15 protein-coding genes and 1 pseudogene are annotated in these 18,822 nt (G+C 67.3%); 7 read left to right on the forward strand and 9 right to left on the reverse strand.

Features of this window, described 5'->3' with window-relative positions; genetic code table 11:
* Positions 1–66 precede the first annotated feature (66 nt).
* The 3 genes from H2037_RS04050 to H2037_RS04060 form a co-directional block, all read right to left on the reverse strand.
* On the reverse strand, positions 67–2,250 hold the full coding sequence (locus tag H2037_RS04050; RefSeq protein WP_292118021.1) for a TonB-dependent receptor: 2,184 nt from the start codon (positions 2,248–2,250) through the stop codon (positions 67–69).
* A 139-nt stretch (positions 2,251–2,389) separates the two neighbouring features.
* Entirely contained in the window at positions 2,390–3,151 is a 762-nt protein-coding gene (locus tag H2037_RS04055; protein WP_292118022.1) for a GntR family transcriptional regulator, read from the reverse strand.
* 250 nt (positions 3,152–3,401) lie between these two features.
* The gene (locus H2037_RS04060; protein WP_292118024.1) at positions 3,402–4,997 is read right to left on the reverse strand and encodes a tetratricopeptide repeat-containing sulfotransferase family protein; all 1,596 of its coding nucleotides are present in this window, start codon (positions 4,995–4,997) and stop codon (positions 3,402–3,404) included.
* Between the two features lie 150 nt (positions 4,998–5,147).
* On the opposite strand from H2037_RS04060, the gene H2037_RS04065 reads away from it, so the two are divergent.
* On the forward strand, positions 5,148–7,586 hold the full coding sequence (locus H2037_RS04065; protein ID WP_292118026.1) for a TonB-dependent receptor: 2,439 nt from the start codon (positions 5,148–5,150) through the stop codon (positions 7,584–7,586).
* Positions 7,587–7,822: 236 nt separating this feature from the next.
* Here the strand turns inward: H2037_RS04065 and H2037_RS04070 are convergent, their stop codons facing one another.
* Positions 7,823–8,230: a hypothetical protein gene (locus H2037_RS04070; RefSeq protein ID WP_292118028.1), complete on the reverse strand. Its 408-nt coding sequence runs from the start codon at positions 8,228–8,230 to the stop codon at positions 7,823–7,825.
* On the reverse strand, positions 8,230–9,051 hold the full coding sequence (locus tag H2037_RS04075) for a TIGR02587 family membrane protein (protein WP_292118031.1): 822 nt from the start codon (positions 9,049–9,051) through the stop codon (positions 8,230–8,232). Before H2037_RS04075 ends, H2037_RS04070 begins: the two co-directional genes overlap by 1 nt.
* A 114-nt stretch (positions 9,052–9,165) precedes the next feature.
* On the opposite strand from H2037_RS04075, the gene H2037_RS04080 reads away from it, so the two are divergent.
* Both H2037_RS04080 and H2037_RS04085 read left to right on the forward strand, forming a co-directional pair.
* Complete coding sequence (locus H2037_RS04080) at positions 9,166–9,900, forward strand: cytochrome c oxidase assembly protein (protein ID WP_292118034.1); 735 nt, start codon at positions 9,166–9,168, stop codon at positions 9,898–9,900.
* Positions 9,897–10,631: a cytochrome b gene (locus tag H2037_RS04085; protein WP_292118036.1), complete on the forward strand. Its 735-nt coding sequence runs from the start codon at positions 9,897–9,899 to the stop codon at positions 10,629–10,631. The genes H2037_RS04080 and H2037_RS04085 overlap by 4 nt, the downstream gene beginning before the upstream one ends.
* Here the strand turns inward: H2037_RS04085 and H2037_RS17400 are convergent.
* A pseudogene (locus tag H2037_RS17400) lies at positions 10,624–11,082 on the reverse strand (c-type cytochrome); the annotation flags it as partial. The gene H2037_RS04085 and the pseudogene H2037_RS17400 sit on opposite strands and share 8 nt — an antisense overlap.
* A gap of 248 nt (positions 11,083–11,330) precedes the next feature.
* Here H2037_RS17400 and H2037_RS04090 point away from each other — a divergent pair.
* From H2037_RS04090 to H2037_RS04105, 4 genes are read left to right on the forward strand one after another with little or no spacing between them, the layout of a single operon-like run.
* Positions 11,331–11,678: a c-type cytochrome gene (locus H2037_RS04090; protein WP_292118038.1), complete on the forward strand. Its 348-nt coding sequence runs from the start codon at positions 11,331–11,333 to the stop codon at positions 11,676–11,678.
* Entirely contained in the window at positions 11,671–12,630 is a 960-nt protein-coding gene (coxB, locus tag H2037_RS04095) for a cytochrome c oxidase subunit II (protein ID WP_292118040.1), read from the forward strand. Before H2037_RS04090 ends, coxB begins: the two co-directional genes overlap by 8 nt.
* Positions 12,627–15,164, forward strand: a complete 2,538-nt coding sequence (locus tag H2037_RS04100) for a cbb3-type cytochrome c oxidase subunit I (protein ID WP_292118043.1) — start codon at positions 12,627–12,629, stop codon at positions 15,162–15,164. The genes coxB and H2037_RS04100 overlap by 4 nt, the downstream gene beginning before the upstream one ends.
* A gap of 1 nt (position 15,165) precedes the next feature.
* Positions 15,166–15,474, forward strand: a complete 309-nt coding sequence (locus tag H2037_RS04105; RefSeq protein WP_292118046.1) for a hypothetical protein — start codon at positions 15,166–15,168, stop codon at positions 15,472–15,474.
* A gap of 23 nt (positions 15,475–15,497) precedes the next feature.
* Here H2037_RS04105 and H2037_RS04110 read toward each other — a convergent pair whose 3' ends face one another.
* The 3 genes from H2037_RS04110 to H2037_RS04120 all read right to left on the reverse strand — a co-directional run bounded on the left by H2037_RS04110 (position 15,498) and on the right by H2037_RS04120 (position 18,780).
* Positions 15,498–17,090: a M56 family metallopeptidase gene (locus H2037_RS04110; protein WP_292118048.1), complete on the reverse strand. Its 1,593-nt coding sequence runs from the start codon at positions 17,088–17,090 to the stop codon at positions 15,498–15,500.
* Positions 17,087–17,461 (reverse strand): BlaI/MecI/CopY family transcriptional regulator, encoded by a 375-nt coding sequence (locus H2037_RS04115; RefSeq protein WP_292118050.1) that lies wholly within the window; start codon positions 17,459–17,461, stop codon positions 17,087–17,089. The genes H2037_RS04110 and H2037_RS04115 overlap by 4 nt, the downstream gene beginning before the upstream one ends.
* Before the next feature lie 281 nt (positions 17,462–17,742).
* Complete coding sequence (locus tag H2037_RS04120) at positions 17,743–18,780, reverse strand: oxidoreductase (RefSeq protein WP_292118053.1); 1,038 nt, start codon at positions 18,778–18,780, stop codon at positions 17,743–17,745.
* Between the last annotated feature and the right edge of the window lie 42 nt (positions 18,781–18,822).

Below are 18,822 nucleotides of genomic sequence, written 5' to 3' on the forward strand. Positions count from 1 at the left end.
CCGGCGAACCGGCAGGCCGAGGTTGGGATCAGGTCTTCATCGAGGCACGGCGAAGGCTTCAGGTGATCACAGGGTCCAGTTCAGCGACAGCCCGTAGGTTCGAGGCGGGGCATAGGCGCCGAAGTTGGCGCCGAGGAAGGCGCCCTGGAAGGAGCGGGTCACCTCGTCGCCGAGGTTCTTGCCCCAGAGTGAAACCGACCAGCGATCCGATGCGTCCGAATAGATGATGCGAGCGTCATAGAAGTTCGTCGGCTCGCGACGTTCCGGGCCTGTGTTGGAATTATCCTCGTAGATCAGGCTCTCGTAGCGATAGTCGACGGCGAACCGGACCATGGCGCCGTTCGCGAGGCCCCAGTCGTAGGATGGCGAAAGCACCAGCTTGTGCTCCGGCGCACGGGCGATCCGGTTGCCGGCGTAGTTGGTCGTTTCATCGACGCGGTAATCATCGAAGGTGGCGTCCGTATAGCCGTAACCGGCGACCAGTCGCGCGCCCTCGAAAGGCCGCCAGCTGAGATAGGTCTCATAGCCCTTGATGGTGGCCGCCCCGGCGTTGTCGGTCACCACCGCCCCGTTCGGCAGGGTGCGCCGGGTCTGCAGGTCGGTGTAGTCCAGCAGGTAGATGGTGTTGTTCCAGGTGACGCGACCGGCAAGGAAGACGCTCTTCTGTCCGATCTCGTACTGGGTCGCGTACTCGGGCTCGAAGGGATCGGCCGCCTCTTCGGCCGTGCCGGGAATGTCCTGGAAACCGCCGCTCTTGAAGCCGCGCGAGACCATTCCATACAGAAGGTGGTTGGCGGCCAGTTTGTAGTCCGCGCCGATACGCCAGGTCAGGGCGTCGAACGAGGCCGAAGCCGAGACGTCGAACACCTCGTCGCCGCGGAAGATGCTGTCCCCGGCGGTGTTGGAGACCCGATAGTCCTTGTCGTCCTTGGAGTAGCGCAGCCCCCCGATCAGCGAGATGCGTTCGCCGATCGGCACAGTGACGTCGCCGAACACCGCATAGCTCTTCAACTCCGCGTCCTGAGTGTAGGTTTCGGTCCCGGCGCCGCCGATGTCGAGGATCAGCGTGTCCAGACGGTGGGTGTCGCCATTGTAGTTATAAAGGCCCGCGACCCACTGGATGGGGCTGTCCGGCAGGGACGACAGCCGCAGCTCATGGCTCGAGGTCTGGCTCTGCTCGTCGTTGCCGCCCGAGATCTGGATGAAATTGGTGGACGGGTTTCCACCGTCGAAATCATAGGCGGTGCTGTAGTCCAGATCGCGATAGGATCCGAGATAGGTGAGGGTGGCGAAGGACAGGTCGAACTGGGCCTCGCCCCGCAGACCCCAGGTGTCACGGTCCTGATGGCCGTCGGTCGAGCCGGCGAACTGGTCCCTGTCGCGATTGGGCTCCCAGAACATTGACAGCGGATCGCTTTCGTCCAGATCCAGCACCCGGTTGGCCGGGCCCGCCGCCCGGTCTCGCGTGCCGTCCAGGGTGAGGGAGAGCCGAACGGCGTCCGAGGGTTCGGCGGCGATCTGAATCCGGCCGCTCAGGGTGTCCTGATCGTCGACTTCCCCGCCGGTGAAGCTGTTATCCGTATAGCCGTCATGGGTGCGCCAGCTGCCGCTGGCCCGCACCGCCGCCCGGCCGTCCGCGAAGGGGGCGTTGACCACCGCCGCGCCTTCGAGCCGGCCGTAGTTGCCAACGGTTGCCTCGGCAGAGGCGCCGAAAGCGTCCAGATCGGGGCGCTGGGTGACGATATTGACGGCCCCGCCTACCACGTTGCGACCGTAGAGCGTGCCTTGCGGGCCCTTCAGCACCTCGATCCGCTCGATATCAAAGGCGTCGAACGCCACCATGGCGGGGCGGCCAAGATAGATTTCATCCAGGAAGACCGCCGCGCTCGGATCGCCCGCCGCGCCGCGATCGGTCGAGCCGATGCCGCGAATGGCGATGCGGGGCTGGGAGGCGGGGAAGGCGTCGAACTGAAGGCCGGGGGTGCGGGTGGCGACGTCGTCGACGTCCTTGATCCGCGCCTGCTCCAGCTCTTCCGCTCCGAAGGCGGTCACGGTGACGGGGACGTCCTGCAGACGCTGCTCGCGCCGCTGGGCCGTCACCACGACCTCGTCGAGCTGGGGTGCGATCTGTCGGGGCGCCGTCTGCTGGGCCGGCGAAGCCTCGGTCGTCTGCGCCCACGCCGGGGCGGTCGTCATGAGCGCCGAGACAGCCACGCCGGCCGCCAGCACCCCACGGGTGTTCCTATCCAATGCGCCCTCCCTGGGTCGTGTTTTTTTATCCGCCGGTCAGACCGGTCAGTAGGGGAGGTTAGGCAGACTGGATGCGAGAGGTCAATGGATTGGATGCAATGATGGAACTTATTGGATTTTATCGACCGCGCGCCTTCGCCTAACGGAGGGTGGCCACCGCATGGACACGTGTTTTGGTCGCCAGCACATGGGCGGTCATCAGCCGCTCGGCCAGCCCGGCGTCGTCCGCCCGGATCGCGGCCAGGATCGCCTCGTGATCGGCCTGGGAGCGCTGGACATGTTCCGGCGTGGTCTGGGGGATCTGCCGCAGTCGCTGGGGCACATGGGCCGCGACCACCGGCGAGGTGTGGATGACGTCGCCCGAGACCGGGCTGAGGATGGTCATGCGCATCGCCGTCCTCAGCACGGGATTGCGCGCGGCGATGTTGATCGTTCGATGGAAGATCCAGTTCAGCTCGTACCAGGCGAATTCGATCTCTTCCGACCAGTCGCCCCGGTCAACGATCTCGCGGCCCTTCTTCGCACAGTCCTCCAGGCGGGCGAGGTCGCCCGGCGTCCAGCCCAGGTCCACCGACATCCGCGCGGCCGTCCCCTCCAGGGCGGCGCGCACCTCGACCGCGGCCAGGATGTCGCCGATGGTGACGGATCGCACCGTATAGCCCCGGTTCACGCTGTACTGGACGATCCCCTCCGCCGAGAGAACCGCCAGGGCGCTTCGGATCGGCGTGCGAGAGACGTTCATCTCCGTCGCCAGCGCCTCGGCGCGCAGGCGGGATCCGGGAGCGATCTCGCCGGTCAGGATCTTCTCGCGCAGGGTGGACAGAACGGTATGGGTCGCCGGCTCCGTGCTCGGAGGATCGCTCAGGAAGTCGATCGGATCAGGGGGGGCTGCGTCGGACATCAAGGGCGGCTCGTCTGAAATCAGTATCTTATGGTGACGGCTCCCCCCCGGCGTGACAACCGGGAACCGGCGTATGCTGGCAGGTTAACCCCTGCCGACACCCGCTGTCAGGTTTTCCGCCACGGCTCGGATCTGGTCTAACCCCTGATCTCCGGCAGCGGCCGCCGCCCAAGCGGCATGTGTCTCGGCAAGAGAGCGCCGGAGGACGGACGGTTGATCGGGTGTCCGTCCGCTCATGGGCGAAGAGGCCTCAGTTCACCGCGACCCCTTCTTCGCGCAGGGCGTCGATCAACGGTTTCAATCCGTCGCCATAGCGCTTCCAGCGGCCGATCGAGGTCGAATACAGCGGGGAACGGACCTGGACCGAACTGGCGGTCGATACAGCCGCCTTGTTGTCCTGAAACGACAGGCAGGCCGGATCAAACGGAAGACCGACGAAGTCGAGCAGCCGACGCGTCTGGCCTTCCAGATCCGCGACCAGATCCTCATAGGCGACTTCGGTGAACCGATCTGAGGCAAGAGTGTCGCGCCAATGGCCGACCAGCCGGTCGAAGAGGGCGTAGTAGCGGCCTGCGTCGCCCAGATCGAAGGCGTAGTCATAATATGGAAAGTCGGTCGCGAACAGCTGACGGTAGTTGGAAAGGGCGCTGTCGACCGGGTGGCGTCGCAGGCACACGATTCGGGCGTTCGGCAAGGCCCGGTGGATCAGGCCGGCGTTCAGCACGTTCAGCGGCATCTTGTCGATGACGCGGGCTGCGCTCGCGCCCGCGCCGTCCTCCACAGTCGCGCGAGCGCGTTCGACATAGGCCCGGCCCAAGGCTGCGAAATCCAGTCTTTCCGCCGCCTCGAACGTCTCCACATCCAGCACCATCGGCGAGGGCGTGCCGGTCATCCGCTTCACCAACAAGGAGAAGTCGCCCAGCTCGCCGGCCGAGACGATGTCGGGATGGCTGGACAGCACCCGGTCGAGCAGGGTGGTCCCCGTGCGCGGCAGACCGACGATAAAGATCGGCGCGGCGTCGTCGCAGCCCTTGAGGGCGGGTCTTGCGGCCGTGTGCGCCGCCGCTTCGAACAGCGCGCGATCGCGCGCGACAGTGTAGCCCAATGTGCGGCGCCGGCCCGCCTTGGCGCGGATCAGCCAGGCTAGAGCGGTCGGATAGTCGCCCATGTCCTCGAAAGACTTCGCCAGGGCGTGGCCCAGGTGCTGCTGGCGAGCGGGATCTGGATCGGCGTCGTCGAACAGTGATTCCAAGGCCGCGATCCGGTTGTCGGCTCCGGTCTGGCGCGACAGGGCGACCAGGGACGACAGCGCCCGGTGGTGATCGGGGGCGATCGCCAGCGCCGCCTCATAGGCGCGGCGGGCGCCCTCGAGGTCGCCGGTGAACTGCAGGGCCGAGGCCAGATTATACTGCCAACCGGCATGGTCCGGGCGTCGCGCGACCGCCTTTCGAAACAGAGCCGCCGCTGCGTGATAGGCGCCGGTGCGGCTCAGCACCACGCCGAGCGTGTCCAGCACATGGCCCTCGCGCGGATCCAGCGCCGCCGTGGCCTCCGCCTCGGCGCGTGCTTCGGCCTGGCGATGGAGCGCGAGCAGGGCACGGGCGCGTTGAGCCCGAGCGCCTGTATGTTCCCCGCTGAACGACAGAGCCCTATCCGTCAATTGCAACGCCTTGGCGGGGTTCTGATGGTCGGCCGCGATCAAGGCGAGGAGAAACAGGGCCTGGGCAGGCGCTTCTTCTCTCTGCAGTGCAACCAGGCACAAGTCATGCGCCGCCCTGTGGTCGCCTCGTGCGATCAGGGTGGAAGCTTGCTGAAGGGTGCGGCTTTGAAGTTTCTCGTCAGACATTCGTTTCATTAATCGCACACCTGGCGGTGAAAACGTCCGAAAAATGGTGTTTGACGCTTTGGTGGCGGTTTCGCGTCAGCTTGGCAACTTGACGGCCGCTTTTTCTGCATCGCAGCATCAACCTTCTGCAAAGCGAAAGGGGATGTTCGCATGACGAAGTCACGTGGAGTGAAGTGGGGTCTGCTGGCGTCGGTCAGCGCGATGACGCTGGCGACAGGCGCGGCCCAGGCGCAAGAGGCTCAATCCGCCATCGTCGATGACATCATCGTCACCGGGACGCTGAGGGGCGCTTCCACCGTCCAGAACGCCCCGATCAACATCTCGGCCATCGGCGCCCAGCAGATCGAACAGCTGGGCGTGGGCGACCTCGCCGAAATCTCACGTTACGTGCCTGGCCTCTACATCGTCGACCAGGGGCCGCGGAACGCCAACCGCATCGTGGTGCGCGGCTTGAACATCGACCCTCTCGGAGAGTCCGTGGGCCAGGGCGGAGGCGGGACGGTCGCCACCTATCTGGGCGAGGTTCCGATCTCGATCGACTTGAAGCTGAACGATGTCCAACGCGTCGAATTCCTGCTTGGACCGCAAGGCACCCTCTATGGCGCCGGCACGCTGGGCGGGGCCATTCGCTACATTCCCAATGCGCCTGTGTTCGACGAACCGTTCGTCACCGTCCGGGGCGACGCCTACGGCTATTCGGAAGGAGAGGGCGTCTCCACCGACTTCGGCTTCACGGCCAACCTGCCGATCAGCGACACCCTGTCGTTCCGCGCCAACCTGGACCAGCTGAACGACCAGGGCTTCATCGACCAGCCCTATCTGGTGCGCGAGATCGGCGTCTCTCTGGCCAATGACTTCTCCAGTCCTGAAGCCATCGCCGAGAACCTTTACGGCAAGAAGGACGTCAATACCGAAGAGGTGCTGTCGGGGCGCGCGGCCCTGCGCTGGCGGCCGACCGAATGGTTCGACGCCACCCTGTCCTACAATTACCAGCATTCGGACGTGGGCGGCCGCCAGGTCTCCGGGCGTCGGGTGGATTCCTTCCCCGTGGAGGTCGGGAAGTACGAGGCGATCCAGCGTGTGGAGGAGCCCAACGAGCGCACCAGCGACCTCGTCGCGCTGGAGATGCAGTTCGACCTGGGTTGGGCCGACCTGATCAGCGCCACGGGCTATCAGACGTTCGAAGGAGACGGAAAGCGCGACCAGACGGATCTGCTGATCAGCCTAGGCTACAGTTATGAGGCCTTTCCCGCCTTCACCGCCTATACGCAGGAGCTGGAGGATGACGACACCTTCACCCAGGAACTGCGGCTGACGTCCAAACCGGATTCCGGCGCTCTCAGCTGGATCGTCGGCGGCTACTACAGCAAGAACGACTACTGGAACTCATCCGCGGAATATACGCCGAACTTCGACCAATTCGTCGTCGACAACTGGGACGGGGTTCAACTGAGACCCGACAGCCTGGAATACTATTCCGTCAGCTATGGCGAGGTCACCGAAACGGCGCTGTTCGGTGAACTGACGTGGGAGATCGCGCGCGGCTGGCAGATCACCGGCGGCGCCCGCCGCTACACCTATGAACTGAAAACCAATAGCGCCACCGACCTGCCGCTGCTGGAGACGGTATTCTATGGCCGCGATCCCGAGTCCCTCGTGCTGGACTACGAGTCGAGCAGTGATGACGAAGACGGGTGGCTGTACAAACTGAACACCTCTTATGAGCTGACGCCCGACGTCCTGCTTTACGGCACGATCAGCGACGGCTTCCGCGCCGGAGGAAACAACAACCTGACCCTTTGCGACGACTCGGGCGGCCAGCAGAACGTCTGCGCCCAACCGGACGAGATGGTCTACACCTCGGAGAAGACCCGCAACTATGAGATCGGGATCAAGAGCCGGTTGTTCGACCACCGCCTGACGCTGAACGGCGCGGTCTTCTACATCGACTGGAAGGATCCCCAGGTCTCGGGCGCGACCCTGGTCGGCCTGTCGCCGATCACCAAGAACGGGGAAGGCGCCGAGACCAAGGGCTTCGAGGTCAGTTTCGACGCGGCGGTGACCGAACGGTTCAGCCTGAGAGGCAGCTACTCCTACGCCCAGGCGGAACTGACGGACGATGCGCTAAACCTCATCACGGCGCTTGATCCGCCCGGTTTCGGCACAGTCTATGTGGACGGCGAGGAGGGCGACCGTCTGCCTGGCTCGCCGGAGTATCAGGCCAGCCTCTACGCAGAATACAATCTGCCGCTCTCCAGCGGCCTCGACCTTGATTTCGCGTATGGCTTCACCGCGTCCGGCGATGTGCTGACCCGGACGGGCGGGCGCGGCGGCGGCGTCTCCTTATCCGCCTACCAAATCCACAACGCCTCGGTTCGGTTGAGCGCGCCGGGCGCCGACTGGGCGATTACAGCCTATGTCGACAATGTCTGGGACGAGTACGCGGAGACAGGCGCGCGTTCGACCCCGCTCGCCAACCAGGTGCTGGAGGACGCAAACGGCGGCCCGGTCTACGCCCGCAACTTCTTCACCAACGTACTGCCGCCCCGTAAATTCGGACTGCGGTTCACCAAGAAATTCGGCCTTTAACACCGAGCGGCGTGAGGGCGGTACACCCTCACGCCCTTGCGGGATGGATACTGTCCGATTTGAAGAAGGCGACCTTGCTAGGCCCTGCTCGTACAGGATCGAGAACGTTCAAATCATCCCTCCGAACGCTGTCTTGGCCACCTTTGTGAGCTTGCTGCTGGGGCTCGGAACTTACCCTACCTTTGATTGTGGAGCTGCATTTAAGCCCGCTTGGCCATGATCGAGGCCGCGCGCCATCACGGTTCGGTCCAGCCGCGCACGCGCAAGTGAAGGTCTGATCGCGGGTTCTGGGTGAAGCCCAGCACCACGGCGGCCTTGCCGCCGGCGGGGACATAGTCGACCGTGACGGAGGCGGTCTCGCCGCCGGCCCGGCCTTCGATCTGAACGTCCGCCGCCGTTTCGCCGCCCGTGTTGCGGACCTCGATCTCGGCCAGCCACTGGCCGTCCGCGGCGCGGACCTCGACGAGGCGGGGGCGGATGTCTGGGGGGCGGGTTTCGCCCAGGCCCTGGGACAGGATGACGGCGAGACAGGTCAGCAGAAGCGCCAGACCCAGGCCGCCCATGATCCAGGCCAGGACGGGAGGTCCCGGCTCCGTGTCCGGCTTGGCCGATCCGGCGTTCTTCTTTTTCGGGGCGGCGGCCATCAGACAAGCAACCGGGCGGCGGCGGCGCCGATCGCGCCGGGAAATCCGAGCACGACGATGGTCTTGGCCGTCTCGAAGACGCCGTGCCCGTCCAACGCCCCGAACAGCCACAGGACATAGACGCCGGTCAGCAGGACGAGGCCGTAGCCCGCCAGGGTGAAGTGGACGAAGGCGGTGAGGGGATGACCCTGTTCCTCCTGGCCCGCGAAGCCGACCAGATAGACGATGGCGTGCATCAGGCCGACGGACAGCAGCATCAGGCCGACCGCTGGCCACGGCGCCAGACGATAGGCGATCAAGCGGGTCTCCTCGGTCGGAGCGATGTTCAGGGACAGGAAGAGGGCGCCGGCGACCATCAGAAACAGTTCACCGGAATAGCGGCTCTCGGCCTTTTCGGCGTCGTTGCGGTCGGCGCCGAACTGGCGACGGGCCAACAGGGCGCCCATGGCGGCGGGGACCGCCTGCAGGACGATCTGGCCCGTCGCGGGCCGCAACGGGGCTTCGCCGTCGATCACGCCGATCAGGACCAGCAGAAATCCGGTGGTGACGAAGCCGACGGCCAGGGCGGCGAAGACATCCACCAAGGCGTGGACAAGCCCCTGGCTGCGGCTGAACCCGGCGAAGACCGCGAGGCCGAGAAGCAGGGGCAGGCCGCTGAGCAGGAAGACGGCCAGGCGCACGGGATCGAGCGTCAGACCATAACGCCACATCTCCATCGTCATCAGCAGAGGAAGGCCGAACAGCAGCGCCCCGCCGAAGGCCCGACCGAGATCGCGCCGGTAGTGGGTCTCGCGTGCGGCTTCGAGCGCGTGCGTGGTCATGGGACGTCAACGCGGCACTCTAAAAACCGCTCCGCTTCCCAGGGGCTTGGGATCGCGCGGAACCCTGGGGCGGGGCCGACTATTTATCTCCGATACCCTGGGGAGGTTGAGCCGATGACCGCGAACACCGTCTGGATACCCTATTGCGGGGCCGCGCCCCTGGCGGGGGAGTGGCGCTGGAATCTGGATCCGGTCCTGATCGCCGTCTTGCTGGCGGCCTTGGCCCTGACCGTCTGGCGCACGTCCGGGCGTCCGCGCACCTTGGGTCTGGCGGCCGTCGGCGTACTGGTCGTGATCTTCATCTCCCCGCTCTGCGCCCTGAGTTCGGCCCTGTTCTCGGCCAGGACCGTCCACCACGTCCTGCTGGTGACGGCGGTCGCGCCCCTGCTGGCCTGGGCCGGCCCCTTGCGTCGGGCGGGGCCGCTGGGCCTGGCGACGGCGGTTCAGGCGGTGGTGCTGTGGGGATGGCACGCGCCGACGGCCTATGCGGCGGCCCTGTCCCATGATGGAATCTACTGGCTGATGCAGATCAGCCTTCTGGCGACAGCCCTGTGGTTCTGGGCCGGGGTCCGGGCGGCCTCCCTGCCGTCGGCGGTGGGGCATCTGCTGATCGCCATGGTGGCCATGGGCCTGCTGGGCGCCCTGCTGACATTCGCCAACCAGGCGGTCTATGCGCCGCACCTGGCGACCACCCAGGCCTGGGGTCTGACGCCGCTGGAGGACCAGCAGACGGCCGGACTGATCATGTGGGCGCCGGCGGCGGCGGTCTATCTGGCGGCGGCCCTTCTGGTGCTGGGGAGATGGATCGGCGACGAGCGTCCGATGACCCCTGCGGACGTCCGCCCGTGATCGATCGGCTGATCGGAAACATCCTGGAATGGGCCGCCGGGCACACGGATGAGGGCCGCTATTCCCCCGTCGCCATCCTGTTCCACTGGAGCATGGCCGGGCTGATGATCTTCCAGCTGTTCTGGGGCTGGTGGATGGGGCGCCAGCCGGTCGGGGGCGGCAAGGTCGCGGCGCACGACCTGCATTATGCGATCGGGGTGCTGATGCTGGTCCTGGCCATGGGGCGCGGCGCGTGGAAACTGTTGGCGCCGGGGCCGATCAACGACGCGGACAAGCCGGGCTGGGAAAGCACCGCCGCCAGCCTGACCCATTATCTGTTCTACATCTGCCTGTTCGGCCTGCCGCTGACCGGCTGGGCCATGATCTCGGCGACGGCGCGCGAGCAGGATCTGACGCTGCTGGGCCTCGCCGCCTGGCCCCTGATGCCGATGCAGGATCTGTCCAACGTCCAGCGCTGGCAGGTCGAGGCGGTGGCGGAGTGGATGCACTGGGGATTGGTGATCACGCTTCTGGTGCTGATCCCGATCCATGTCGGGGCGGCGCTGAAGCACCAGATCATCGATCGGGACGACGTATTCCATGGGATGTTGCCGGTCGTGCCGCAGCTGTCGCGGCGGCGGACGCGCTGGCAACGTCGGTACCGGGCGATCGAGAAGCGGGTGCGTTCTGCAGCCAGACGGCTAGTTCCCGGATTTCTCCATCGGTCAGACCGGCGACGGCTTGGCTCATGACGTTGCGGGGATCGTTACGACGCTGGCCGCTCCGCCAAAGGTGCAACTGGTCGATTGTATAGGCGGCGGGCTGGCCCCAGATAGCGGGATTGCCCGTGCCCACGCCCTCGCCGGCGACGCCGTGGCATGAGGCGCAGGGGGCCACGCCGCGGCTGGGATCTCCCTCGAGATAAAGGCGCGGCGGCGACACCGATGTCACGGTCGGTCGCGGCGGAGCGGGCAGGGAGGCGTACCAGGCCGAGACCGCCCGGCGATCCCCGTCGTCGAGCCAGCGCGCCACCTCGGTCATCACCACGTTCTGGCGCACGTCGTTGGCGTAGTCCTCCATCTGTTTCTGCAGATAGCCCGAGTCCAGACCGGCCAGACGCGGCACGCTGACGCCGTCGCCCCCGCCATCCAGACCGTGACAGGTGAAACAGGCGTTGGCTGGGCCGCCTTCGCCGCCGCTCATGGCGATGATCTGACCGGTGCGCGTGAAGGCCGCGCCGGTTTCATTGGTCGCGGGGGAGCAGCCGGCGGCTGCAAGCAACAACAGAGACGGGACCAGGGCGCGCACGAATGACCAACACGGGCGGCTGGCTGCGGTTCCGCTTGGGGGTCGGGCCGGAACCTTGACCGGATCGGGGGGTTGAAACCCGGAACGAGGGGATCGATGGTGAAGCGGCAAGTCCAGCAGGGATCGGCGTGAGGTGGGGCCTATTGTCCCTCGCGGCGCTGCTGTGCGCCTGCTCTGACAAGAGCGATCCGTCGCGCACGATCGCGGGCGCGGACAAGGCGCGCGGCCTGTCCGTCATGCAGTCGGTCGGGTGCGCCTCCTGCCATGTCATTCCTGGCGTGGCCTGGCCCCAGGGCCGCGCCGGTCCATCCCTTGAAGGGTTCGCGCAGCGTTCGATGGTGGCGGGCCGGTTCCCGAACCGACCGGACATCCTCGTCGACTGGCTGATCGACGCGCCGTCGCTGGCGCCGACCACCGGCATGCCGGCCATGCCCCTGAGCCGGAGCGAGGCCAGGGACATAGCCGCCTATCTGTATGACCTCGATGACTAGATCCGCCGCCCCCGATGGAACGGCCTCCTGGCCGCCGCCCGCCCTGGACCCCGCAGGCCCGTTCGCGGAGCCTTTGCACACCCTGTCCTGGGTCTTGTTCGGCATGGGCCTGATCGTCACCCTGATCGTCGTGGCGGCCCTGGCGGTCGCCCTGTTCGGTCCCCGGCGATGGCGCGACCGGCTGGGGGGACGCAAGTTGGTCTGGATCGGCGGTTTGGCCTTCCCGGTCGTGGTGCTGAGCGGACTGCTGATCTACGGCCTCGGCCTGACCAGCCACCTGACCCAGGAGCCCGAGCCGGGCGAGATGCGGATCCGGGTGACGGGCGAAATGTGGTGGTGGCGGGTCGCGTATCTGGACGGAGAAGGGCGCGAAGCCTTCCAGGACGCCAATGAACTTCATATCCCCACGGGCCAGCCGGTGGTGCTGGAACTGGACTCGGCGGATGTGATCCACAGCTTCTGGGTCCCGCGTCTGGCGGGCAAGGTGGACATGATCCCCGGACGGCGGAACCTGATGCGCATCCAGGCTGACGCTCCCGGGGCCTTCGGCGGCCAGTGCGCCGAATACTGCGGCGGTCCCCACGCCCTGATGGGGCTGGTGGTCGTGGCCCACGCGCCGGCGGACTATCAGGCCTGGTTCGCGCGTCAGTCACAGCCCGCCGCAACGGTCGCCATTCCGATGCCGGGCATGCAGGTGTTCCAGCGGGCCGGATGCGGGGCCTGTCACACGGTCGCGGGCACGGTGTTCAACGGACAAGCCGGGCCGGATCTCAGCCATGTGGGATCGCGCCGCACCCTCGGCGCCGGCATATTGCCGAACAATCAGGGGACGCTGGTCGGCTGGATTTCCGACAGTCAGGCGATCAAACCGGGTAATCGCATGCCCGCCTATCCGGTGCTGACCGGTCAGGAGTTGCGGGACGTCTCCGCCTGGCTCGAGAGCCTGAAGTGACCTCCGAAACCGGCTTCGACAGCAAGCAATACGAGCGGTTCCCGACCGCGGGCGAGCGTCCGGCCGAGGAGCTGAAAGAGCTCGAAGCCCTGTGGTGCGCGCCCAAGGGGTGGCAGTGGATCACGGCCATCAACAACAACTATATCGGCGTCTATTACGTCGGCGCCGCCATGCTGTTCTTCGTGCTGGCCGGGATCCTGGCCGTGCTGATCCGCACCCAGCTGGCCGTGCCGATGAGCGGCATCCTGCCGACCGAGACCTATAATCAGATCTTCACCGTGCACGGCACGATGATGATGTTCCTGTTCGCCGTGCCCGCGGTGGAAGCCCTGTCGGTGCTGTTGCTGCCCCAGATGCTGGGCGCGCGGGACCTGCCGTTCCCGCGCCTCTCGGCCTACGCCTTCTGGGCCTATCTGATCGGCGGTCTGGCCTTCTTCTGTTCGCTGTTCTTCGGCCTGGCCCCGAACGGCGGCTGGTTCATGTATCCGCCGCTGTCGTCCACCGCCTTTTCGCCGGGCATAAACGCGGACTTCTGGCTGCTGGGGATCGGTTTCATCGAGATTTCGGCCATCGCCGGGGCCATCGAGATCATCGTCGGCGTCCTGCGCAACCGCGCGCCGGGCATGACCCTGGCCCGGATGCCGGTCTTCGCCTGGGCCATGCTGATCTTCGCCGGGATGATCATCATCGCCTTCCCGTCGGTCATTCTGGCCACGACCCTGATGGAGCTGGAGCGCGTCTTCGGCTGGCCCTTCTTCGACCCGCTGAAGGGCGGCGACCCGATGCTGTGGCAGCATCTGTTCTGGTTCTTCGGCCACCCGGAGGTCTACATCATCTTCCTGCCGGCGGCGGGGGCCATGTCGACCATGATCCCCGGCATAGTTCGCGCCCCCCTGGTCGGACATACGGCGGTGATCCTGGCCATACTGGCGACCGGCTTCATCAGTTTCGGCGTGTGGGCCCACCACATGTTCACGACCGGCATGCCGACCATCTCGACCAGCTATTTCTCGGCAGCCTCGATGGCGGTGTCGATTCCGGCGGGCATCCAGGTCTTCGCCTGGATCGCCACGATAGCGGCGGGGCGGATGCGGTTCTCGGTGGCCGGCCTGTTCGTGCTGGGGGCCATCATCACCTTCACCATGGGCGGCCTGACAGGGGTCATGGTGGCCATGGTTCCGTTCGACTGGCAGGTGCACGACACCTATTTCATCGTCGCCCACCTGCACTATGTGCTGATCGGCGGCATGGTCCTGCCCTTCTTCGCCGCCATCTACTACTGGCTGCCGATGTCCTCCAGCCGGGCGCTGAGCGAGCGGCTGGGGCGGTGGGTCTTCTGGCTGATCTTCTCCGGGGTCCACATCACCTTCCTGCCGATGCATTTCAGCGGCCTGATGGGCATGCCGCGTCGGGTCTTCACCTATCTGCCCGGCCGGGGGCTGGAACTGCCCAATCTGCTGTCGACGGTTGGGACGGTGGTGGTCTCTGTCGGCGTCATCCTGTGGATCGTCGACATGGCGCGGAACTTCCGCCCTTTCGGGTCCGGAACCGCCGGCAATCCGCACGACGCGCCGGGGCTGGAGTGGTTGCCGACCGGCAATTATTCGGTGCGCTCGATCCCCGTGATCAGCAGCCTCTACCCGCTGTGGGAACAGAAGGCTCTGGCGCGCGACGTCGAGGCGGGCCGCTATATGCTGCCCGACGCCCCGACCCATGGCCGCGAAACCCTCGTCACCTCCACCCTGAACGCAGAACCCCAGTATCTTCAGCGAATCCCCGTGCCTTCGCCCTGGCATGTCTGGGCGGCGGTGTTCACGGCCGGGTTTTTCCTGCTGCTGACCATCCAGGCCTATATGGCCTCGGCCATCAGCGGCGTGTTGGCGGTCTGGTGCGTGATGCGCTGGTGCTGGATGCTGGACCGACCCAGGATCGAGGACGAGGTCGATATCGGGGCCGGAATCCGCGTCCCCACCTATGTCAGCGGCCCCTCCAGCCATGGCTGGTGGGCCATGGTCACCACCCTGATCGTCGCCGGCATGGTGCTGGCCATGGCGGCCTTCAGCTATGTCTTCCTGTGGAGCCGCAATCCCCAGGACTGGGTCGCCCCGCCGGGGATGGCGTCTCTGATCCTGGTCGTGGCCGGCTACGGGCTAGGGGCCGGCCTGGCCTGGGCCTCGTGCCGGGTGCTGGCGCTCGACCGTCCGCGCAGCCCGGTCATCTCCACGCTGCTGATGGTCCTGGCCGTCGCCTCGACGACAGCCGCCTGGGCGGTCGATCTTCAGGCGTGGCGGGCGGGGCCTTTGCAGGCCTCGGCGACCGGCCAGGGGGCGACCGTCTTCTTCCTTCTGTCATGGCAGGGTTTCTTCGCCGCCATTCTGGTGCTGATGGCCGTCTACGCCGTGCTGCGGTGGGCCTTCGGTCATGTGGAGGCGCGCCGTCCGTCCACCTTCCAGCTGATCGGCCTGTTCGTCGCCTATGCCGCGGGGCAGGGGGCGTTCATGAGCCTGCTCACCCAACTGTTCCCGGGAGGCTGAGATGAGAACCTGGGCCTGGATGACCGGAGGGCTGATCCTGTGGGCCGCGCACTTCATGGGCCTCTACGCCCTGGCCAGCGCGGCCGACGTGGTCTCGACGGCCGACGATCCCGCCTGGCGGATGGGCGGTCTCGCCTTCAGCGTGGTCTGCGTCGCTCTGGCGGCCGTGCTGCTGCTCCTCGCCTTGAAACGCCTGTCCACGCGACGCGAGGCGGGCGGCGTATTCCGCGATCAACTCGCCGCCGCGAGCGCCGGTCTCGCCGGCCTCGCCATGGTCTGGCAGACCCTGCCGACCGTCCTCGGCTATTGATACAGAGGACGGCGGGGGCAGGCTTAGTCCTGAGAACGAGCGTCTCGCGCCAGGCGGTCCGCGTCTCGCTCCATCTCGTCCGCCTTGGTGGGCAGGCTGGTGGAGAGGGCCAGGAGTTCGGCGTCGGTGACGTGGTTTCCTCGGGCGCGATTCTCGGCGATCTGACGGGCGCGATAGGCGGGATCGCGAAGCCGGAAGGCTTCCGCCCGCATCTCCTGAGCCCCCTTGCGCATCTGCTCGGCGCCCTGGGCCATATGGTGAGCGGCGTCCTCGCGAGCGCGCGCCGCCTGGAGACGGGCCTGTTCGCCTAAACGACGCGCCTGTTCGCCTTCGACGCGGGCCTGGGCGGCGTGAGCGTGCGCCTCGGCGCTGGCGATTCGGGCGGTCTGGGCCTGCGCGTGGCTGTCATCGGCCTGGCGGCGGGCTTCGGCGGCGTGAGCGCGGGCCTTCTCGGCTTCGGCGCGGGCGTCCCACGCTCTGCGCTTCTCCTCCGGGGAGGAAGCGCGGATATGGATGTGGCTCGAGCTGAAGACGGGCGGGGCCGGAGGCGCGGGCGGCGTCGGCGCGACGACGGCGGACGGCGGCGCGGGCGGCTCCGGCGGGGCAGGCGGCGCCGGCGGCTCGGGCGCTTCAGGCGGGCTGACCCAGGCCTGACGGCTGAGTTCCAGCGCGGCCAGGGGCGTGGCGACGGCGGCGAGGGCGACGACGGTCAGGGCGACAGTCAACGGGCGACGGCGGGACGGCGTGTTCGACATGATGCAGGCGATCCTTGTCTTCAGGGTGCGGGCGTCGGCGGCCATGGGGCTGGCGGCGCAGGGAATGAAACGGGGAACGGGATGAGCGGCCAGGCGGACCAGGGCGCGGGCGTAGACCTGACGCTCCACCCTGGTCAGGGCGTCGGCGTCGGCGGCCTGTTCGGAACGGGCGACCAGTTCCATGTGCAGAGCCCAGACCAGGGGATTGAACCAGAAGAGAGCCAGGCTGAGGCGCGACAGGACCAGGAAAACCCAGTCTCCGCGCCGCAGGTGGGCCAGCTCGTGAGCGAGGATGGCCGGGGCGGCCTGGCGCTCGGCGAGGCTGCCGGGATCGACCAGGATGACGCCGGGCGCCGCGCCCCAGCTGAGCGGACCCGACAGCCGGTCGCTGGCGATCAGGCGCGGAGGTTCGCCGGTGGTCTGGGTTTCCAGCGCGGTCCGCCAGGCGGGGCATTTGACCGGCCGGCCATCGCGGGTCCAGCGATCCAGGGTGTGCAGGCCCAGCAGCAGCCGTGCGGCGATGGCGACGACGCCGATCAGCCAAAGAACGCCGACGATCAGGGCGGGCGTGGGCCAGGGCAGGGCGCCGGAGATTTCGACCCCGGCGACGGGGCCGACCTCGCCTTCCCACATGGGCAGGCTCTGGGGCGTGATGAGGGGTTCGGCGGCGGGCAGGAGCGCCAGCTTCAATGCCGGCACGACCGCCATGATCACCGGCAGGGCCAGCAGCAGACAGGTCACGCCGCGCAGGATATCGACCCGGTCGACCGGCCGCTGGGCCAGAAGGCGCGCGCAGATCAGGCCGGCGCCGGCGATCAGGCTGGACTTGACCAGCAGCGAAAGCAGAAGGGCCCAGGTCACGGCTTGCGCTCCACGGCGTCGTCGATCATCCGTTCCAGGGCGGCGGCCTCTTGCGGGGTCAGCTTCTGGCCCAGGCCCAACAGGGCGGTGGCCGCGCTGGCGGCCGAACCGGCGAAGAAGGTGTCGATCATCCGCTGCAGGGCGCCGGCGGCGACGGCTTCCGTGCGCTGGACCGGGCCATAGACGAAGCCGTCGGGACCGGCGGCCCGTTCGATCAGCCCCTTGGTCTCCAGCCGGGACAACAGGGTGCGGACGGCCGAGTCGCTGAGCGGGTCGGACAGGGCGTTGCGGACGGCGGCGGCCGTGCCGGTCTCAAGCCGACACAGGGTCTCGAAAACCTCGCGTTCGCGGCGGGGCAGGGATTCGATCATGGCGCTCTCCCGGTGCTGTTGACGCTACGTTTGTAACGCTACATGCGTAGCGGATTGCGTCGGGAATGAGGCGCGAAGATGAACTCGCCGTAGGGTGTTTTCGTCATTCCGGGTGTAGGGCCGCTTGGCCCGAAGACCCGGAACCCAGCGGCGCGCGAGAGCGCGAACCTGTCGCGGACTCGGTGTTCAAACAGTGTGCGGCGGATAGATTTCGCCTTCGGCGCCGCTGGGTTCCGGGTCTCCGCTGCGCTTCGCCCGGAATGACGAAAGTGGAAGGGGGCTTAGAGAGTGATCTCCCGCCCCTCGGCGGCGCTGCGCAGGCCCGCGTCGAGGACGCGCATCACGGTCAGGGCCTGATCGGCGGTCACGGGCGGAGGCCCCTTGCCTGAAATGGCGTCCCGGACGGCGGCGTAGAAGGCGGGATAGTCGCCGCGTTCCGGCGTCGGCGTGGTGAGGACGATTTCGCCGTCGATCTGTTTCGTCAGGACGCCGGGCGACGGGTCCAGGCCCCAGTCGGCGTCGCCGGGACGCAGGCCGGCCTTGGACTGGCCCTCCTGGGCGTCCAGCCCGTGTTTGACGAAACTGCCGCCCGTGCCGTGAACCCCGTAGCGAAGGCTGGATTCGGCCGCCAGATGGCCGGCGTTCAGGATCACCCTCAGACGGTCGTAGCGCAGCAGGACGTGGGCGTAGTCGATGGCCGTCGCGCCCCGCCGCTGGGCCTGCAGGTCGGCGTATACCCCCAGCGGCGGGCCGAACAACTGCACCGCCTGATCGATCAGGTGCGGCCCCAGGTCGGCCCAGACGCCGCCGTCGCGCCTGTCCTTCCAGCGGTCGGTCACGGCCGGGCGGAACCGGTCGTAATGGCTTTCGAACACGGCGACCTCGCCCAGTTCGCCCTCGGCGATCAGGCGGCGCAGGGTCAGGAAGTCGGCGTCCCAGCGGCGGTTCTGGAAGACGCTGAACACGCCGGTCGCGCTCGCTGCGACTTCCGCCACCGCCTCGGCCTCGGCCAGGGTCGCGGCGAAGGGCTTGTCCACCACCACCGACTTTCCGGCCTTCAACGCCGCGATCGACTGTTCGGCGTGCAGGGCGTCGGGCGTGGCGACGACGATCAGGCCGATGTCCGCGCGCCCCAGGGCGGCGCCCAGATCGGGCAGGACCTCGACGTCCGGCAGGTCGGCGTGGACCGCCTCGGGCCGGGACGAGACCACGGCGGTCAGGGCCAGGCCCGGCGTCGCGGCGATCAGGGGGGCGTGGAAGGTCTGTCCCGCCAGGCCATAGCCCACGACGGCGACGCCGATCGGATCATCTGAGGTCATGCACCGATCCTCCCGCCTCGGCGCCGGCTTGTCGAGGCGCAA

Source organism: Brevundimonas sp., assembly GCF_013912065.1.
Lineage (GTDB): Bacteria > Pseudomonadota > Alphaproteobacteria > Caulobacterales > Caulobacteraceae > Brevundimonas.

What these genes read in the sequence shown, in the direction of transcription:
- H2037_RS04120 (WP_292118053.1), bottom strand. Translation starts at nt 18,780, where the DNA reads ATGACCTCAGATGATCCGATCGGCGTCGCCGTCGTGGGCTATGGCCTG.
- H2037_RS04080 (WP_292118034.1), top strand. Translation starts at nt 9,166, where the DNA reads ATGACCGCGAACACCGTCTGGATACCCTATTGCGGGGCCGCGCCCCTG.
- H2037_RS04105 (WP_292118046.1), top strand. Translation starts at nt 15,166, where the DNA reads ATGAGAACCTGGGCCTGGATGACCGGAGGGCTGATCCTGTGGGCCGCG.
- H2037_RS04115 (WP_292118050.1), bottom strand. Translation starts at nt 17,461, where the DNA reads ATGATCGAATCCCTGCCCCGCCGCGAACGCGAGGTTTTCGAGACCCTG.
- H2037_RS04060 (WP_292118024.1), bottom strand. Translation starts at nt 4,997, where the DNA reads ATGTCTGACGAGAAACTTCAAAGCCGCACCCTTCAGCAAGCTTCCACC.
- H2037_RS04055 (WP_292118022.1), bottom strand. Translation starts at nt 3,151, where the DNA reads ATGTCCGACGCAGCCCCCCCTGATCCGATCGACTTCCTGAGCGATCCT.
- H2037_RS04065 (WP_292118026.1), top strand. Translation starts at nt 5,148, where the DNA reads ATGACGAAGTCACGTGGAGTGAAGTGGGGTCTGCTGGCGTCGGTCAGC.
- H2037_RS04075 (WP_292118031.1), bottom strand. Translation starts at nt 9,051, where the DNA reads ATGACCACGCACGCGCTCGAAGCCGCACGCGAGACCCACTACCGGCGC.
- H2037_RS04070 (WP_292118028.1), bottom strand. Translation starts at nt 8,230, where the DNA reads ATGGCCGCCGCCCCGAAAAAGAAGAACGCCGGATCGGCCAAGCCGGAC.
- coxB (WP_292118040.1), top strand. Translation starts at nt 11,671, where the DNA reads ATGACTAGATCCGCCGCCCCCGATGGAACGGCCTCCTGGCCGCCGCCC.